The organism is Enterobacter sp. PL_is379 (genome assembly GCF_055817355.1).
In genome coordinates this window covers 278,380-294,925 of record NZ_JBVPGT010000033.1, presented here as the reverse complement: position 1 = coordinate 294,925, position 16,546 = coordinate 278,380, and the positions used below count along the sequence as shown (strand labels likewise).

The following is a 16,546-nucleotide window of genomic DNA, read 5'->3' as shown; positions in this document are numbered from 1 at the left end:
GAGAGGGAATAAAGATCACGGCTGCAGGGCGTTCCCGACGCGCTTGTCCTTCAGGAACACCACCATCAGGCCAACCCACAGCACGCCGTTGGCGAGGTTAAACAGGCTGAACAGCCCGTTGCCGCCCATCGCGTAGGCATGCTTGCTCACCTCGATACCGACGGTAAAAATCAGCATCTGCAGCATCCCCATCGCCGCTGACACCGTGCCTTTACTCATCTCGCTGGCAAACAGCGTCAGGCGCACCAGCCCGGCGTTCGCCACGCCAATTCCGAAGGCGTAAATGCTCAGCCCTGCAGTCATCCACAGGTAAGCGTGGGATGACGCGACGGTCGCCACCGCTGCCAGAATCAGCCCTGCCGCAATCGGCCAGCCGCCCATGATAATCAGTGAACGCACGGTGCGTCGTGACGTCAGACGTGCCAGCACCAGGTTGCCGATAATCAGCGCGCCAAAGATCGGCACCTGCAGCAGACCATACTCATAGCTGCTGAGCTTTTCACCGCTGATGATAATAACAGGCGACTGGGCAATCCACGCCAGCAGCGGCAGGCTAACGAACCCGGTCGCCAGCGCGCCCGCCACAAAGCGGCCATTCTTCAGCACTTCTTTGTAATCCCGACCCAGCTCTTTCAGCGAGAGTTTCTCGCCGATGCGGGTGGCCGTTTCCGGCATCGCACGGTGCAGGCCAAAGAACGCGAAGGCGGCGAGAAGCGCAAAGAGCACAAACATCCCTTCCCACGGCGCAACGTGCACCCACGCGGCCCCCACCAGCGGCCCGAGTAAGGGGGCGATAAGCGCCACGTTCGCCATCAGCGCGGTAATTTTGATGCACACCGCCTCTTCAAACGACTCCTGAATGGCGGCATACCCCACGGCGCCGATAAAGCACAGGCTCACCCCCTGCAGGAAGCGCAGCAGGGTAAATTGTTCAATGTTTTGCGCCAGCAGCGTGGCAAGACAGGTGACGATAAACCACACCACGCCCGTCAGCATCACCGGACGACGGCCAATACGATCCGACAGCGGACCTAACAGCCACTGCAAAAACATGCCGCCGGCCAGATAGGCGGTCATGGAGGTCGGTACCCACTCGATTCCCGCGTTGTACTGCGCCACTACGGCCAGCATACCGGGCTGGATCATATCGTTGCCGATATAGGTAGAAAATTCGTAGAGCACCAGACACAGAGGGAAAAGCAACGCCTGACGACCCAGACGTGAACCAGAAGAAGAACGGTTTAACATGCAATCTCTTTATAATGACAAAATCGCGACGAGTGTAATGAAATGCCGCAGCCCGAGATAGTGATTTATCGAGGATAAACAGAAATAAAGCACATATCGTCTTCGTTTAAGGTTTCCTTAAGTTGACAGATTTATGATAGCCCCATTACTCGTCAACGACCCCAAATTATGGCACTCACTTCCAGCCGTTCAGAATTGTCTAACTTACAGACAAATAAGACAAAACGACTTTACCGCTTGCCGGGCCGCTTTTATGGTTATCAGCTTTTCGTACTGGTCGTCCTTGCCGTGCTTTTCACGTGGTTATCACGCAATGAAGCGCTCGACAGATGGATCACTGGTTTTTGGTATGACGCGGCAACGCAGAGCTTTCCGCTGCAGAAAGATCATCTGCTGGATCTGCTGAACCACCGTCTGGCGAAGTACATTGCCATCGCCTTAGGTGCCGTGGCGCTGTTTTACGGCGCTTACAAGCGTAACGCAAGGCTGGTCACGGCGGCGCTGCTGATGGGCGTTGGTGCGCTGGTGGTAGGCGTGCTGAAAAGCGTGAGCCATCACAGCTGCCCGTGGGATCTGGTGGAATATGGCGGTAAAGCTGTCTCTTATCCCCTGTTCAGCGCCGTCCCTGCTGACAGCGGTCCGGGGCGCTGCTTCCCCGGCGGTCACGCCTCCAGCGGCTTTATGGTGATGGGGCTGTTTTTTGCCTTCTGGCGCGAGCGTCCGCGTCTCGCCTGGTCCTTCGTCGCGCTGGGCGTGGTGTTAGGCCTGGTGATGGGCTACGGCCAGATCATGCGCGGGGCGCATTTTTTCTCTCACAACCTGTGGGCTGGGTGGTGGGTCTGGTTTTCTCAGGTGGTGGTCTACGGCCTTATTTCCACCCGGTTTGCTAAAGAGTGATAACGCTATGTTAGAGAATCTGAATTATCAGCTGTTTTATCTGATCAACGCCACCCCGGCCTCGCCTGAGTGGATGATCGACTTTGCCACCTTCCTGGCAAAAGATCTGATCAGCATCGTGCCCGCGCTGGCCGCCATCCTCTGGCTGTGGGGACCTCGTAGCCAGGTGAAAGCGCACCGCCAGCTGGTGATCAAAGTGGCGATGGCGCTGGGCGTGAGCGTTCTGGTGAGCTTCGCACTGGGTCATGTGTTCCCGCACCCCCGTCCTTTTGTGGCTCACGTGGGCTATACCTTCCTGCACCACGCGCCGGATGACTCGTTCCCGAGCGATCACGGTACGGTGATCTTCACCTTCGCACTGGCTTTCCTGTTCTGGCATCGCCTGTGGTCTGGTGCGGTCCTGATGGTGGCAGCCCTGGCAATCGCCTGGTCTCGCATTTACCTGGGTGTTCACTGGCCGCTGGATATGGTGGGCGGTTTCCTGGTCGGGCTGATTGGCTGCGTGAGCGCGGCTATCCTGTGGAGTCTCTTCGGTGAAGCGCTCTACCGCACGCTGTCTTCACTCTATCGTGCCATTTTCGCTATCCCGATCCGCAAAGGCTGGATACGTGACTAACCCCAACCTGACAGGTTACACTTGAACCCCCGCCCTGCGGGGGTTCACTTTTTTATCCCGAGGAACTATGGAAACACGTCGCGATGACCGCATTGCTCAGCTGCTACAGGCGCTGAAGCGCAGCGATAAGCTGCATCTTAAGGAAGCCGCCAACCTCCTCGGCGTCTCAGAGATGACCATTCGTCGGGATCTGAATAGCGAGAGCGCGCCCGTCGTGCTGCTGGGCGGGTATATTGTGCTTGAGCCGCGCAGCGCCAGCCATTATCTGATCAGCGACCAGAAGACGCGCCTGGTGGAAGAGAAACGCAAAGCCGCGCGGCTTGCGGCCTCACTGGTACAGCCGCACCAGACGCTGTTTTTTGACTGCGGTACCACTACGCCGTGGATTATCGAGGCCATCGACAGCAGCATTCCGTTCACCGCCGTCTGCTACTCCCTGAACACCTTTCTGGCGCTTCAGGAGAAACCCGAGTGCAGGGTGATCCTCTGCGGCGGCGAGTTTCACGCCAGCAACGCCATCTTTAAGCCGCTTAACCTGCAGGACACGCTCAGCAATCTCTGTCCGGATATCGCGTTTTATTCCGCCGCCGGCGTCAACGTGCGTCAGGGCGCGACCTGCTTTAATCTGGAAGAGCTGCCGGTGAAGCACTGGGCGTTGAGCGCCGCGCAGTACCATGTGCTGGTAGTCGATCACAGCAAGTTTGGTAAGGTACGTTCGGCAAGAATGGGCGAGCTTGCGCAGTTCGATGCCATCGTCAGCGATTGCCGCCCGGACGACGAGATCGTGGCCCACGCGAAGGCGCAGCAGGTGAAGTTGATGTATTAAACGGGGTGCGGTCTGGTGCTCTCACCCCGGCCCTCTCCCACAGGGAGAGGGAGAAAACCCATCGAGTTTAGCTAAACCAGCTGCCAAACCACCCGTGGAATTTCATCATCACGAAATCCCACATCCGGCTGAAGAAGCCACCCTCTTCCACCGCTTCCATCACAATCAGCGGACGCTGTTCAATCGACTTACCGTTGAGCTGGAAATCAATGGTTCCGACCACCTGGCCTTTTTTCAGCGGCGCGGTGAGCTGCGGGTCGGTCAGGGTGTAGCTGGCTTTCAGGTTTTTCAGCTGACCGCGCGGAATGGTCACCGAGCCCGCCTCACCCGCGCCCAGGTTCACTTCGCTCTTGTCGCCAAACCAGACGCGTTGGCTGACGAACGTGGCATCCGGTTTAATCGGCGTCACGGTTTCATAGAAGCGGAAGCCCCAGGTCAGCAGTTTTTCTGATTCATTAAAGCGAATACGGTCGGTTTTGGTGCCCAGCACCACCGAAATCAGGCGCATATCGCCCTGGGTCGCGGAGGCCACCAGGTTATAACCAGCACCCGCCGTGGTGCCGGTTTTCATCCCGTCCACATTGACGTTGCTGCTCCACAGCAGGCGGTTGCGGTTCGGCTGGCGGATTTTGTTGAACGTAAACTCTTTCTCTTTGTGGATCGCGTATTCATCTGGCACGTCGTGGATCAGCGCTTTCCCCAGCAGCGCCATGTCGCGCGCGGTACTGAACTGTCCCGGCGAATCCAGACCGTGAACCGTTTTAAAGGTCGTATTGGTCAGGCCCAGCTTTTGCGCGTAGCCATTCATCAAACCAATGAAAGAATCCTGGCTGCCGGCAACATAATCGGCCAGCGCGATGCACGCATCATTTCCCGACTGAATAATTACCCCTTTGTTCAGATCGGAAACGGAAACCTGATCGCCCGGCTTCAGGAACATCACCGATGACCCGCGCAGCGCCGGGTTGCCGGTCGCCCACGCGTCCTTACCGATGGTCACCATATCGTTCAGCTTAATCTTGCCCGCTTTTAACGCCTGGCCCACCACATAGCTGGTCATGATTTTGGTCAGGCTTGCCGGATCGAGTTTCTCATCCGCATTCCCTTCCGCCAGCACTTTACCGCTGGAATAATCCATCAGGATCCAGGCGCGCGCATCCACAGGCGGCGCTTCGGGCGCAGCCTGTTCAGCTGCGTAGAGCGTTGGTGCAAACAGGAAAATAAGCGCAGAGCCGGTCGCCAGGCTGCGCAGAGAAGTCATTTTACGCGTCATAAATGCCACCCGAGTGTCCATTCAAAAATTACGTCACATCACCGTGTCGCAAGAAGCGATGAGTAATAGCGCACTAAAACCGTTAAAGAAACCCAACGAGGGTAAAGTTATTAAAGTTTATGCAATAACATTCAGATACGCTTTGATTAAGACGATTTTTTTGTCTTCTGTTGCGTAATTGTTAGGTTTATCTCACCATGGCGAAAGGCTGACTCGGATTCACATCTCATCGGGAGTAAATATGATTACGCTGTGGGGCAGAAATAATTCGACCAACGTTAAGAAAGTGCTCTGGACGCTGGAAGAGCTGGATTTACCGTTCAATCAAATCATGGCTGGCATGTCGTTCGGCGTGAACAAAGAGGCAGACTATCTGGCCATGAACCCGAACGGTCTGGTGCCGCTGCTGCGCGATGATGAAACAGACGCGACGCTTTGGGAGTCCAACACCATTGTGCGTTACCTCGCCGCGCAGTACGGTCAGGGCCGTCTGTGGGTTGAAAACCCCGCCCGGCGCGCTCAGGGCGAAAAGTGGATGGACTGGGCAAACCAGACGTTATCCCCGACCCACCGCGTGATCCTGATGGGGCTTATCCGCACGCCGGAAGCTGAACGCGACTATCCCGCAATTCACGCCGCGCAGGATGCCTGCGAAAATCTGTTTGCGATGATGGATGACGAGCTGGCGAAGCACGCATGGTTCTCCGGCGAGGCGTTCGGCACAGGCGATATCGCCGTGGCGCCGTTCGTCTGTAACCTGACCAACATGGGTCTGAAGTGGACGCCGCGCCCTCACCTTGAGCGCTGGCTTAAACAGCTGAGCGATCGCCCGGCGTACCGCAACGTGGTGATGATCCCGGTCACCTGATTACGCTCCGGACGGGCTGACTTTCAACAGCTGCCCGTCCGTCTCGTCGGTCAGGACATACAGATACCCATCCGGCCCGACCCGCACATCGCGAATACGCTGGTCCCGGTCGCCCAGAATGCGCCCGTCCTCCGTCACCTTGTTTCCCTCCACGCTCAGCACGATCACGTCCTTCTCCTTCAGCGCCCCAATAAACAGCTTGTTTTTCCACTGCGGGAAAACGTCGCTGTTGTAGAACGCCATGCCGCTCACCGCGGGTGAGACTTTCCAGACGAACAGCGGCTTCTCGGTGCCCTCAACGTGCTCGCCTTTGGCTTCCGGGATTTTCAGGCCGCTGTAGTTAATGCCGTGCGTGGCCAGCGGCCAGCCGTAGTTCTTACCTTTCTCCGGAATGTTGATCTCATCCCCGCCGCGCGGGCCATGCTCGTTCAGCCAAAGCGTGTCGCTCCAGGGGTTCATCGCCATCCCCTGCGGGTTGCGAATGCCGTAAGACCAGATTTCGGGCCGCGCGCCGGGGGTATTCACAAAGGGGTTATCCGACGGGACTTTCCCGTCTTCGGTGAGGCGCACCACTTTACCCTGCAATTTATCCAGATCCTGCGCCGTCGGACGCTGATTGTTCTCGCCGAGTCCGATAAAGAGAGAACCTTTGCCGTCAAACACCAGTCGTCCACCAAAATGGTTCCCGGTGGAGAGTTTCGGCATCTGGCGGAACACCACCTGGAAGGCTTCAATACGCGTAAAATCGTCGCTTAGCCGGCCATAGCCCACCGCCGTCCCGGCTTTGCCGTCACTCCCTGCTTCGGCGAAGCTCAGCCAGACGCGGCGTGATTTTTCAAAATCCGGGGCGAGGACCACGTCCAGCAATCCTCCCTGACCGTTTGCCCAGACCTTCGGCACGCCGATAATCGGATCGGACAACCCTTTTCCGGCCTGCCAGCGTTTGAGCTGACCGTCCTTCAGGGTTACCAGCAGGCCTTTATTGTCCGGCAGAAACGCCAGAGACCAGGGGTGATCGAGTTTATTTTGCAATACCTCGACCTTGACCGCCTCTGGGGCAGCAAGAAGCGAAAACGGAATGAACAACGCAGGCAGGGAAATTAGCGAGGATCGAGGCATAACGCGCTCCTTTATCGGCATATGGCATAAAGGTTAGCCACTGCATCCGGGCGCGTTACCACTTTTACAAAAGCTTAATCAGAAGGGGGAGTTGCCTCCCCCGGGATCAGTGCTGTTCAAGCTGTTTGTGCTCGTTCAGACACATGATGCATAGAGAGAGCGTTGTCAGGCAGTTTTCAAGCTTCTCCGCGTTTACGGCGATAAAGTTCGGGCAGTCGTGGCGTCCGTTCATCAGACACACCCCTGCAATGGAGAGCACCTCGGCGGCGCGGCGCAGCGCTATTTCTTCACTTTCGCCGCCGTTCGCCTTCAGGGTCGGTGCTTTTTCACGCATGAAACTACACAGTTCAAATAGGTTATCACGCAGATGTTCGCTTTCGCTGACTGACATATACCCTTTTGCCTTCCTCAACTGCAGGTACGCGGCCAGGTCGATTCGGGCGTTGATCAGCTTGTTCAGCAGATCGCGTTTAAGTCTGTCAACGGTCATGCTCTTTCCTCCTCTGTCAGCCATGGTGCATAGTCAGGATAAGTTCATTTTTTGTACAGTTTAATGCCTGAGATCAATTTTTATTAACTGATTAACATAATTTACAATGTTACAACCTCACGCGCAGCGAAGCGCGTTACGGGGAGCTATGCTACTTTTTTATTAGGCTGAATGGCTTGCAAAATCGCACTCGCAGAGGTGAGTATGGCAGCACTCCCGGTGTCTGAAAAAATATGTTCTCTCTCTAAGGTAGACCTGAATCTTCTCACCATCTTTTGCTTAATCTATAGCGTAGGAAGCATTTCTAAGGTTGCCGATATGCTGGACATATCCGCTTCTGCTGTCAGCCAGTCGCTGCGAAAACTGCGTGAAATGATGGGGGACAACCTCTTTGTCCGCAGCGGCAACATCCTGCTGCCGACAGTGTTTTCAGATGAGCTTTACGATAATACAATCTCGATAATCGATAAGCTCTCCACCCTTCTGCCTGACTCAGTCCCCTCACGTAAGAAGCGCGTGACGCTTTATACAGAATCCTTTATTTCTCCGCTGGTGGTGCCGGAATTAACGGAAAAGCTCCTTGAAACGAATTCAGACATTAGTCTGCTGCATCGCACTGAAGACCTGAATGAACAAAAAACCACTGAACTGCTGAACATGCGTCAGGCTGATGTGGTGTTCTCTACGTTCTCAGTGGAAAACAGCAACATCCGATGTCAGAAGGTGTGCGATATTGACCTGGTGCTTGTCGCCGCGCAGGATAACCCGCTTTATGGCAGTACTATCGATGAAGAGCTGTTCAGAAATGCCAGCCTGGTGGGCTATAACACTAAAAACGAAAAAATTATTTATTACCGCAGCATCGCTGATAAAAAATTCCGCTCCAGCGAACGCTGTTTACTCACCACCTCGTTTGCTTCCATTCTGATCATTATCGCCAAAACTCCATGTCTGGGGATTATTCCCGAGCGCGCCTTTGCCACTTACTCAGAGATGTACAAGCTCAGACGAGTTGGCACCCCGTTCCCGTTACCGAAATTCAGCATTTACTCCTCATACCGAAAAGAGAGCAATAAATTGCTCTCTACTGTGCTGGATGACCTGCTGGTCCCGACAACTTAGCGGCGCGTTTCAGTTCTGATTTAATTTTTCGCGGATTTAGCCCTGTTGCGACAGCAATATCGGTTAGCTTGACGCCGTGCGCATAAAGGGTTTTAGCCATAGCGACTTTGGACTGGACATACATATCTTTCATTAAGGATCTCACAAGTCATGTTGACAGGGTGAAAGATATCTTTTGATGATTTTTTAGCCAATTAGCATCACTTAAAGCCGGGATAAGTAATTCTAAACAGTGTTGCTAAGCAAAGCGGTTGATCCAAACCTGCTGAGATCGCCACAGACCTGTATAAATCCCCCGCGATACGCTGTAAAATCCCGCCCTGATAACTCCATAATTGATGAATTTTTAACCTATGAGCAATGTTACGCACCAGCCGAAAATCGGCTTCGTCTCCCTGGGCTGCCCGAAAAACCTGGTGGATTCAGAACGCATCCTGACCGAACTGCGCACCGAGGGCTATGACGTGGTGCCAAGCTACGACAACGCCGATATGGTGATCGTTAACACCTGCGGGTTTATCGACAGCGCGGTTCAGGAGTCACTGGAAGCCATCGGTGAAGCCCTGACGGAAAACGGCAAAGTGATCGTGACCGGCTGTCTGGGCGCGAAAGAAGACCAGATCCGCGAAGTGCACCCGAAGGTGCTGGAGATCACCGGCCCGCACAGCTACGAGCAGGTGCTGCAACATGTTCATCACTACGTGCCAAAACCCAAGCACAACCCGTTCCTCAGCCTCGTGCCGGAACAGGGCGTGAAGCTGACGCCGCGCCACTACGCGTACCTGAAAATTTCCGAAGGCTGCAACCATCGCTGCACCTTCTGCATCATCCCGTCCATGCGTGGCGATCTGGTGAGCCGTCCCATTGGTGAAGTGCTGGCGGAAGCCAAACGTCTGGCCGACGCGGGCGTGAAGGAGCTGCTGGTCATCTCCCAGGACACCTCGGCCTACGGTGTAGACGTTAAACACCGCTCCGGTTTCCACAACGGCGAGCCGGTGAAAACCAGCATGGTGGGCCTGTGCGAGCAGCTGTCCAAACTCGGTATCTGGACGCGTCTGCACTACGTCTACCCGTACCCGCACGTTGACGACGTCATCCCGCTGATGGCGGAAGGCAAAATTCTGCCGTACCTGGATATCCCGCTGCAGCACGCCAGCCCGCGCATTCTGAAGCTGATGAAGCGTCCTGGCTCCGTTGACCGCCAGCTGGCGCGTATCAAGCAGTGGCGCGAGATCTGCCCGGATCTGACCCTGCGCTCCACCTTCATCGTCGGCTTCCCGGGTGAAACCGAAGAAGACTTCCAGATGCTGCTCGACTTCCTGAAAGAAGCGCGTCTGGACCGTGTCGGCTGCTTCAAGTACAGCCCGGTAGAAGGCGCAACCGCCAACGAGCTGGCGGACCAGGTGCCGGAAGAGGTGAAAGAAGAGCGCTGGAACCGCTTCATGCAGCTGCAGCAGCAGATCTCTGCCGAGCGTCTGCAGGAAAAAGTGGGCCGCGAGATTATGGTTATCATCGACGAAGTGGATGAAGAAGGCGCGATTGGCCGCAGCATGGCGGACGCCCCTGAAATCGACGGTGCGGTGTACCTGAACGGCGAAACCAGCGTTAAGCCGGGTGATATTATTCGCGTGAAGGTTGAAAACGCGGATGAGTATGACCTGTGGGGTAGCCGGGTTTAATCTCCCCCTCTGTAGTAGGCCGGGTAAGGCGTAGCCGCCACCCGGCACATTTCACAGCACTACCCCTTAATCCTCGGATCCAGCGCGTCGCGCAGCCCGTCACCCAGCAAATTAAACGCCAGCACGGTCAGGAAAATCGCCAGACTCGGGAAGATCGCCACGTGCGGGGCAATCACCATATCTGCCCTCGCCTCGTTCAGCATCGCGCCCCACTCCGGCGTTGGAGGCTGAGCCCCTAACCCCAGAAACGACAGGCTGGCGGCCGAGATAATCGACACGCCGATACGCATGGTGAAATAGACCACGATGGACGACACCGTCCCCGGCAGAATATGGCTGAAGAGAATGGTGGCGTCGCTGGCCCCCATACTGCGGGCCGACTCGATAAAGGTCTGCTGTTTCAGCACCAGCGTGTTGCCGCGCACAAGACGAGCAAACGCCGGAATCGAAAACACAGCGACCGCAATGATGACGTTTGCCATGCCGCTGCCCATGATCGCCACCACGGCAATCGCCAGCAAAATGCCGGGAAAAGCAAACAGCACGTCGCAGATGCGCATGATGATGCGATCCCACCAGCCTTCGTAATACCCGGCAACGAGACCCAGCACGGTACCGATGGCCGCGCCAATCAGCACCGCGAACACCCCGGCGGCAAGCGAGATCTGCGCCCCCACCAGCACGCGGCTAAAGATATCGCGACCTAGGGAGTCCACGCCGAACCAGTGCAGCATCGACGGTCCGTCGTTCAGACGGTCGTAGTCAAAATAGTTTTCCGCATCAAACGGCGCCACCCACGGCGCAATCACCGCCACCGCAATCAGCAGCAACACAAACAGCCCCGCGGTCATCGCGACCGGCTGACGGCGAAAACGCCGCCAGAATTCAGACCATGGGGTGCGGACGTGGTCCGGTTTTAGACCCGGCATCGCGTTTAAAACGGCCTGACGTCGCCAGTTCAACAATCGCATCTTACTTGTACCTGATGGCCGGGTTAATGGCGGCGTAGAGCACATCCACCACTAAGTTGATAAGAATAAACTCCAGCGAGAAAAGCAGGACTTCCGCCTGAATCACCGGGTAGTCGCGCATCTCGACGGAATCGACCAGCAGGCGTCCCAGCCCCGGCCAGTTGAAGACCTTTTCCACGACGATAGAGCCGCCCAGCAGGAAGCCAAACTGCAGTCCCATCATCGTCACGACCGGGATCATTGCATTGCGGAACCCGTGCTTGAGAATGACCCACTTCTCGCTGACCCCTTTCGCCCGCGCGGTGCGAATATAATCTTCGCTCAGCACGTCAACGAACGAGGCGCGGGTAAAGCGGGCCATCACCGCCGACACGGCAGCTCCCAGCGTCATGGAAGGCAGAATGTAATGCTTCCAGGTATCGGCCCCGACGGTCGGCAGCCAGCCCAGTTCGACGGAGAAGATCTGCATCAGCAGCATCCCCAGCGCGAATGCCGGGAAGGAGATGCCGGTCACCGCCAGCGCCATGCCGAGCTTGTCCGGCCAGCGGTTGCGCCAGACGGCCGCGATAATCCCGGCGCCCAGCCCAAACACGACCGCCCAGCTCATACTGGCAATCGTTAACCAGAACGTCGGCATAAAGCGGCTGGCAATCTCCTCCGACACCGGACGGCGCGATACCATCGAGATACCAAAATCGCCCTGCAGAACGTTGCAAATATAGTGGATGAACTGCATATACAGCGGCTGGTCGAGGCCAAGCTGCTTACGCACCAGCTCAATGACGGTGGCATCCGCTTCAGGCCCGGCAACCAGACGCGCCGGATCGCCCGGCAGCATATGGACAAACAGAAACACCAGGATCGCCACAATCAGCAGCGTCGGGATAAGCCCCAGCAGGCGTTTACACACATAATTCAGCATGAGGTTTATTTTAAATCCGCATCGTCAAAGCTAAAGCCCGTATCCGGCATAATGTAGAACCCGGTCAACGCTTTATTATGGGCTGACACCAGTTTCTCTACCACCAGCGGCACCCACGGCGACTCTTTCCAGATGATGTCCTGCGCGTCCTTGTAGAGACGTGCTTTCTCCTCCGGCTTGGTGGTTTTCAGGGCATCGGCCAGGTCTTTGTCCACCTGCGGGTTGGTGTAAAACGCGGTGTTGAACAGGGTTGGCGGCCAGTTCTGCGAGGCAAACAGCGGCGACAGCGCCCAGTCTGCTTCACCGGTCGAGGCCGACCAGCCGGTATAGAACATCCGCACGCCGCTCTCTTTCTGTCCTTTCCCCTCCACCTCTGCCGCACGCTGTCCGGCATCCATCGCGGTCACCTGCGCCTTGATGCCGACCTGCGCCAGCTGCTGCTGGGTAAACTGCAGCACCTTCTGAGCGGTACTGTGATTATGCGAGGACCACAGCGTGGTGCTGAAGCCGTTCGGGAAGCCCGCCTCTTTCAGCAGCTCGCGCGCTTTGGCCGGATCGTACGGCCACGGCTGATAGCTTTGCGCATAGGCGATAGCCGGCGGCAGCACGCCGGTGGCCGGAGTGGCATAGCCCGCAAAGGCGACCTTCACCAGCGCCTGACGGTTAATGGCGTAGTTGATGGCCTCACGCACCTTCGGGTTATCGAACGGCTTTTGCGTGACGTTCATGCTGATGTAGCGCTGCATGATCGACGGGCTGGCGACCAGCTCCAGCTTGCTGTTTTTCTGCAGAATGGCGGCCTGCTCATACGGGATCGGGAAGGCAAACTGCGCCTCGCCGGTTTGCAGCATCGCCGCGCGGGTGTTGTTGTCCACCACCGGGCGCCAGGTGATGGTATCGAGCTTCGGCAGCCCCTGCTGCCAGTATCCGGCGAATTTCTTCACCTTCACAAAATCGGTCTGGTTCCAGGTGAGCAACTCGTACGGACCGGTGCCAACAGGGTGGAAGCCGATCTCCTTGCCGTATTTCTTCAGCGCGGCAGGGGAAATCATCGCCGTTGCCGGATGCGCCAGAATATTGATAAACGCGGAGAACGGCTCTTTCAGGGTGATTTTTACCGTTGCCGGGTCGACCACCTCGGTGCTGGCGATATTTTTATACAGGTTATAGCGCTTGAGGCTATTTTCCGGATTGCTGGCACGATCGAGGTTAACCTTCACCGCCTCCGCATTGAAATCTGTCCCATCCTGGAACTTCACGCCGGTCCTGAGCTTGATGGTATACACCAGTCCGTCGTCGGACACGGTGTACCCCTCCGCCAGCACGTTTTTGAGCTTCATCTCTTTATCCAGGCCAAACAGGCCCTGGTAGAACGATTTCGCCACCGCCTGAGAGAGCGTGTCGTTGGCGTCATACGGATCGAGCGTGGTGAAATTAGAGCCGACGGCAACCACCACATCTTTGGCAGCGAACGCGGGGGCAGCGGCCAGGGCTGCCGTCACGCTCGCGGCTAACAACCATCTACGCGCTACAAATGTAACCATTGTGTTCTCCTGCCTGTTGAAAGTTATAACCGCGAAAAGGCATTGTCCTGACGCGGGGGAGCCACGAAATGCCCCGGACTGACCTCGCGCAGCGCCACGCGCTCCACGGCCTCGCCGCGCTTACGAATATTGCTCGGCATTTCATCCTGCAGCAGCACGCGCTGGCCGTGACGATGCGCGGGATCGGCTACCGGGACCGCCGCGATGAGCTTGCGGGTGTACGGGTGCTGTGGGTTCTCAAACACCGCTCTTCGCGGACCAATTTCCACGATTTGCCCCATAAACATCACCGCCACGCGATGGCTGATGCGCTCGACCACCGCCATGTCGTGCGAGATAAACAGGAAGGCGATGCCCATATCCCGCTGTAAATCCAGCAATAAGTTGATGATTTGCGCCCGGATAGAGACATCCAGCGCCGAGACGGACTCATCGGCAATCACCACTTTCGGGTTTAGCGCCAGCGCGCGGGCGATGCAGATACGCTGCCGCTGTCCGCCGGAAAACTCGTGCGGATAACGCCAGGCATGCTCCGGCTTCAGGCCGACGCGCTCCAGCAGCCAGGCCACGCGACGCTGTGCCGCTTCGCCGTCGAGCAGGTTATGTACCCGCAGCGGCTCCATGATCGAATACCCCACCGTATGGCGCGGGTCGAGGGAGGCATACGGATCCTGGAAAATAAACTGAATATCCCGCCGCACCGCCTGCAGCCTGCTGTCCGGAAGGGTATCAATGCGCTCACCGTTAAAGGTAATGCTGCCTTCCTGTGACTCCACCAGACGGAGCAACGCGCGTCCGGTGGTGGATTTACCGCAGCCGGACTCCCCCACCAGCGCCAGCGTTTCGCCCGGCCAGAGATCGAAACTGACGTTTTCCACCGCATGCACTTCGCGCTTCACCCGGTTCAGTACGCCGCTGCGCAGCGGAAACCGGGTGACCAAATCGCGCACTTCCAGAATGGGCTTACCCGGCACCACGGTGTCCTGCTCGCGCTCATCCTCCTGCTGCTCGGACGCCTCGAGAGAAATCAGGGGGAAGCGGCGCGGCAAATCGCTACCGTTCATCGCCCCCAGACGCGGAACCGCCGCCAGCAGCGCTTTGGTGTAAGGATGCACGGGCGCGTGAAAAATCTGCTCAACCGTGCCGGTTTCCACCGCGCTGCCCTTATGCATCACCAGTACGCGATCGGCGATATCGGCGACCACGCCCATATCGTGGGTGATGAAAATCACCCCCATCTCCATCTCCTGCTGCAGGACTTTGATGAGCTGCAGGATCTGCGCCTGAATCGTCACGTCCAGCGCCGTCGTTGGTTCGTCAGCAATCAGCACTGCGGGACGGCAGGAGAGCGCCATGGCAATCATCACCCGCTGGCGCATGCCGCCGGAAAGCTGATGCGGATAGCGCCCCAGAATGGCCTGCGCCTCCGGAATGCGCACCAGCTCCAGCATCCGTCGGGCCTCTTTGAGCGCTTCATCGCCGCTCAGCCCCTGATGCAGGCGGATGGACTCGGCAATTTGCTCCCCGACCGGGAACACCGGGTTCAGGGAGGTCATCGGCTCCTGGAAGATCATCGCAATATCCGCCCCGCGCACGCTCTGCATCTGCGAACCGCTTAGCTCATTTAAATCAATGACCTGACGATTACGGCGGCGCAGGAGCATTTTCTCGCTGCTGATTTGCCCGCCCGTCTGTTCCAGCAGGCGCATCAGCGCCAGCGCGGTAACCGATTTCCCGGAGCCGGACTCGCCAACAATCGCCAGCGTCTCGCCGCGCCTGAGCGTGAACGATAAATTCTGTACTGCGGGGATGAACTGCCGCTCTTCCTGAAACGCAATATCGAGCTGATGGACAGCCAGCACTTCGCGGTTGTCCAGTTCTTCACTGTGCGGCACGCGCTGCCCCCTTATTCACGATAGATGCCCGTGCTCGGTTCATCACCGGCATAACCCCAGGCGCGATACATGCCTTCGCTGTTGAACGGCAGTGCCACGTTGCCCTCACGATCCACCGCAATGAGTCCGCCGACGCCGCCCAGGGCAGGCAGTTTTTCCATCACCACGCGCTCGCAGGCCTCGCTCAGGCTTAAGCCGCCGTAATCCATCAGCGCGGTGATGTCGTAGGCCGCGAGGGCGCGAATAAATACTTCCCCGGTTCCGGTACACGACACCGCCGCCGTCGCGTTATTGGCATAGCAGCCGGCGCCCGGCAGCGGGCTGTCGCCCACGCGTCCGGGCAGCTTGTTGGTCATCCCGCCCGTTGACGTCGCCGCCGCGAGGTTTCCGGCCTTATCCAGCGCCACCGCGCCGACCGTGCCCATTTTGGTGGTTTCATCAAGCGGCGCACTGTGGTCAAGCTGCGTCATGCCCGCCGAACGGGCGTCCAGCAGCTGCTGATAGCGCGCTTCCGTGGAAAACAGATCCGGCGATACCGGCTCCATTCCATGTTCGAAGGCAAACCTCTCCGCCCCCGCGCCCGTCAGCAGCACGTGCGGACTCGCTTCCATCACCAGACGCGCGGCCAGCACCGGGTTACGCAGGTGGCTGACGCCTGCCACGGCCCCCGCTTTCAGGGTGACGCCGTCCATCACGCAGGCATCCAGCTCGTGCGTTTCATCCCGGGTAAAGACCGAACCGATCCCCGCATTAAATAACGGGCACTCTTCCAGCAGGCGCACCGCCTCAGTGACCACGTCCAGCGCGCTTTCGCCCGCTTCCAGCATTCTCTGGCCCGTTTCCACAATGGCGTACAGCGCGTCGATGTAACGTTTTTCCTGCTCAGGCGTGAGCTGTGCTCGGGTGATTGCCCCGGCCCCGCCATGAATTGCGATTACCGCCTTAACCATTCGCATCACCCGTTAGCCTGTTTTGCGGCTTTTTCTATAAATATCATTATCGTCGACGAAACTTCAGATGATTTTTGAATATAGAAAGACGTAACAGTGATGTAAAGCGTGCACCCTTCGGTCATA

At 57.4% G+C, this 16,546-nt stretch carries 15 protein-coding genes; 6 read left to right on the top strand and 9 right to left on the bottom strand.

Annotated elements, in window-relative coordinates; all coding sequences use genetic code 11:
* Positions 1 to 15: 15 nt before the first annotated feature.
* Positions 16 to 1,248 carry an MFS transporter gene (locus AC0TOY_RS22735; RefSeq protein ID WP_032649341.1) on the bottom strand — a complete coding sequence of 411 codons (1,233 nt, stop codon included), beginning with the start codon at positions 1,246 to 1,248 and terminating at the stop codon, positions 16 to 18.
* A gap of 168 nt (positions 1,249 to 1,416) precedes the next feature.
* On the opposite strand from AC0TOY_RS22735, the gene AC0TOY_RS22730 reads away from it, so the two are divergent.
* The 3 genes from AC0TOY_RS22730 (at position 1,417) to deoR (ending at position 3,587) form a co-directional block, all read left to right on the top strand.
* A complete protein-coding gene (locus tag AC0TOY_RS22730; protein WP_157188820.1) occupies positions 1,417 to 2,145 on the top strand; it encodes a phosphatase PAP2 family protein in 729 nt (242 codons plus the stop codon).
* Positions 2,146 to 2,152: 7 nt separating this feature from the next.
* Positions 2,153 to 2,761 carry an undecaprenyl-diphosphate phosphatase gene (gene ybjG, locus AC0TOY_RS22725; RefSeq protein WP_032649343.1) on the top strand — a complete coding sequence of 203 codons (609 nt, stop codon included), beginning with the start codon at positions 2,153 to 2,155 and terminating at the stop codon, positions 2,759 to 2,761.
* Between the two features lie 67 nt (positions 2,762 to 2,828).
* On the top strand, positions 2,829 to 3,587 hold the full coding sequence (deoR, locus tag AC0TOY_RS22720) for a DNA-binding transcriptional repressor DeoR (protein ID WP_008503427.1): 759 nt from the start codon (positions 2,829 to 2,831) through the stop codon (positions 3,585 to 3,587).
* A gap of 67 nt (positions 3,588 to 3,654) precedes the next feature.
* On the opposite strand, the gene dacC is transcribed toward deoR, so the two are convergent.
* On the bottom strand, positions 3,655 to 4,860 hold the full coding sequence (dacC, locus tag AC0TOY_RS22715) for a serine-type D-Ala-D-Ala carboxypeptidase (protein ID WP_048990359.1): 1,206 nt from the start codon (positions 4,858 to 4,860) through the stop codon (positions 3,655 to 3,657).
* 241 nt (positions 4,861 to 5,101) lie between these two features.
* Between dacC and AC0TOY_RS22710 the strand changes: the two genes are divergently transcribed.
* Positions 5,102 to 5,728 (top strand): glutathione S-transferase family protein, encoded by a 627-nt coding sequence (locus tag AC0TOY_RS22710; RefSeq protein ID WP_473722603.1) that lies wholly within the window; start codon positions 5,102 to 5,104, stop codon positions 5,726 to 5,728.
* On the opposite strand, the gene AC0TOY_RS22705 is transcribed toward AC0TOY_RS22710, so the two are convergent.
* Together AC0TOY_RS22705 and bssR are read right to left on the bottom strand one after the other, a co-directional pair.
* Entirely contained in the window at positions 5,729 to 6,847 is a 1,119-nt protein-coding gene (locus AC0TOY_RS22705) for a PQQ-dependent sugar dehydrogenase (RefSeq protein WP_248163679.1), read from the bottom strand.
* A gap of 106 nt (positions 6,848 to 6,953) precedes the next feature.
* Positions 6,954 to 7,337, bottom strand: a complete 384-nt coding sequence (gene bssR / locus AC0TOY_RS22700) for a biofilm formation regulator BssR (protein ID WP_473722602.1) — start codon at positions 7,335 to 7,337, stop codon at positions 6,954 to 6,956.
* Between the two features lie 204 nt (positions 7,338 to 7,541).
* Between bssR and AC0TOY_RS22695 the strand changes: the two genes are divergently transcribed.
* Together AC0TOY_RS22695 and rimO are read left to right on the top strand one after the other, a co-directional pair.
* Entirely contained in the window at positions 7,542 to 8,459 is a 918-nt protein-coding gene (locus AC0TOY_RS22695) for a LysR family transcriptional regulator (RefSeq protein ID WP_048990348.1), read from the top strand.
* Positions 8,460 to 8,812: 353 nt separating this feature from the next.
* Positions 8,813 to 10,138: a 30S ribosomal protein S12 methylthiotransferase RimO gene (gene rimO, locus AC0TOY_RS22690; RefSeq protein ID WP_023335043.1), complete on the top strand. Its 1,326-nt coding sequence runs from the start codon at positions 8,813 to 8,815 to the stop codon at positions 10,136 to 10,138.
* A gap of 59 nt (positions 10,139 to 10,197) precedes the next feature.
* On the opposite strand, the gene gsiD is transcribed toward rimO, so the two are convergent.
* From gsiD to iaaA, 5 genes are read right to left on the bottom strand one after another with little or no spacing between them, the layout of a single operon-like run.
* A complete protein-coding gene (gene gsiD / locus AC0TOY_RS22685) occupies positions 10,198 to 11,109 on the bottom strand; it encodes a glutathione ABC transporter permease GsiD (RefSeq protein ID WP_024908682.1) in 912 nt (303 codons plus the stop codon).
* Between the two features lies 1 nt (position 11,110).
* Entirely contained in the window at positions 11,111 to 12,031 is a 921-nt protein-coding gene (gene gsiC, locus AC0TOY_RS22680) for a glutathione ABC transporter permease GsiC (protein WP_048990345.1), read from the bottom strand.
* 5 nt (positions 12,032 to 12,036) lie between these two features.
* The gene (gsiB, locus tag AC0TOY_RS22675) at positions 12,037 to 13,575 is read right to left on the bottom strand and encodes a glutathione ABC transporter substrate-binding protein GsiB (RefSeq protein WP_473722601.1); all 1,539 of its coding nucleotides are present in this window, start codon (positions 13,573 to 13,575) and stop codon (positions 12,037 to 12,039) included.
* A 23-nt stretch (positions 13,576 to 13,598) separates the two neighbouring features.
* A complete protein-coding gene (gene gsiA / locus AC0TOY_RS22670; protein ID WP_473722599.1) occupies positions 13,599 to 15,470 on the bottom strand; it encodes a glutathione ABC transporter ATP-binding protein GsiA in 1,872 nt (623 codons plus the stop codon).
* Positions 15,471 to 15,481: 11 nt separating this feature from the next.
* A complete protein-coding gene (gene iaaA, locus AC0TOY_RS22665; protein ID WP_463726933.1) occupies positions 15,482 to 16,420 on the bottom strand; it encodes a beta-aspartyl-peptidase in 939 nt (312 codons plus the stop codon).
* Positions 16,421 to 16,546: the final 126 nt, after the last annotated feature.

Excerpts from the sequence above, each read along its gene's own strand:
- AC0TOY_RS22735 (WP_032649341.1), bottom strand. The coding sequence starts at position 1,248 with ATGTTAAACCGTTCTTCTTCTGGTTCACGTCTGGGTCGTCAGGCGTTG.
- AC0TOY_RS22730 (WP_157188820.1), top strand. The coding sequence starts at position 1,417 with ATGGCACTCACTTCCAGCCGTTCAGAATTGTCTAACTTACAGACAAAT.
- ybjG (WP_032649343.1), top strand. The coding sequence starts at position 2,153 with ATGTTAGAGAATCTGAATTATCAGCTGTTTTATCTGATCAACGCCACC.
- deoR (WP_008503427.1), top strand. The coding sequence starts at position 2,829 with ATGGAAACACGTCGCGATGACCGCATTGCTCAGCTGCTACAGGCGCTG.
- dacC (WP_048990359.1), bottom strand. The coding sequence starts at position 4,860 with ATGACGCGTAAAATGACTTCTCTGCGCAGCCTGGCGACCGGCTCTGCG.
- AC0TOY_RS22710 (WP_473722603.1), top strand. The coding sequence starts at position 5,102 with ATGATTACGCTGTGGGGCAGAAATAATTCGACCAACGTTAAGAAAGTG.
- AC0TOY_RS22705 (WP_248163679.1), bottom strand. The coding sequence starts at position 6,847 with ATGCCTCGATCCTCGCTAATTTCCCTGCCTGCGTTGTTCATTCCGTTT.
- bssR (WP_473722602.1), bottom strand. The coding sequence starts at position 7,337 with ATGACCGTTGACAGACTTAAACGCGATCTGCTGAACAAGCTGATCAAC.
- AC0TOY_RS22695 (WP_048990348.1), top strand. The coding sequence starts at position 7,542 with ATGGCAGCACTCCCGGTGTCTGAAAAAATATGTTCTCTCTCTAAGGTA.
- rimO (WP_023335043.1), top strand. The coding sequence starts at position 8,813 with ATGAGCAATGTTACGCACCAGCCGAAAATCGGCTTCGTCTCCCTGGGC.
- gsiD (WP_024908682.1), bottom strand. The coding sequence starts at position 11,109 with ATGCGATTGTTGAACTGGCGACGTCAGGCCGTTTTAAACGCGATGCCG.
- gsiC (WP_048990345.1), bottom strand. The coding sequence starts at position 12,031 with ATGCTGAATTATGTGTGTAAACGCCTGCTGGGGCTTATCCCGACGCTG.
- gsiB (WP_473722601.1), bottom strand. The coding sequence starts at position 13,575 with ATGGTTACATTTGTAGCGCGTAGATGGTTGTTAGCCGCGAGCGTGACG.
- iaaA (WP_463726933.1), bottom strand. The coding sequence starts at position 16,420 with ATGGTTAAGGCGGTAATCGCAATTCATGGCGGGGCCGGGGCAATCACC.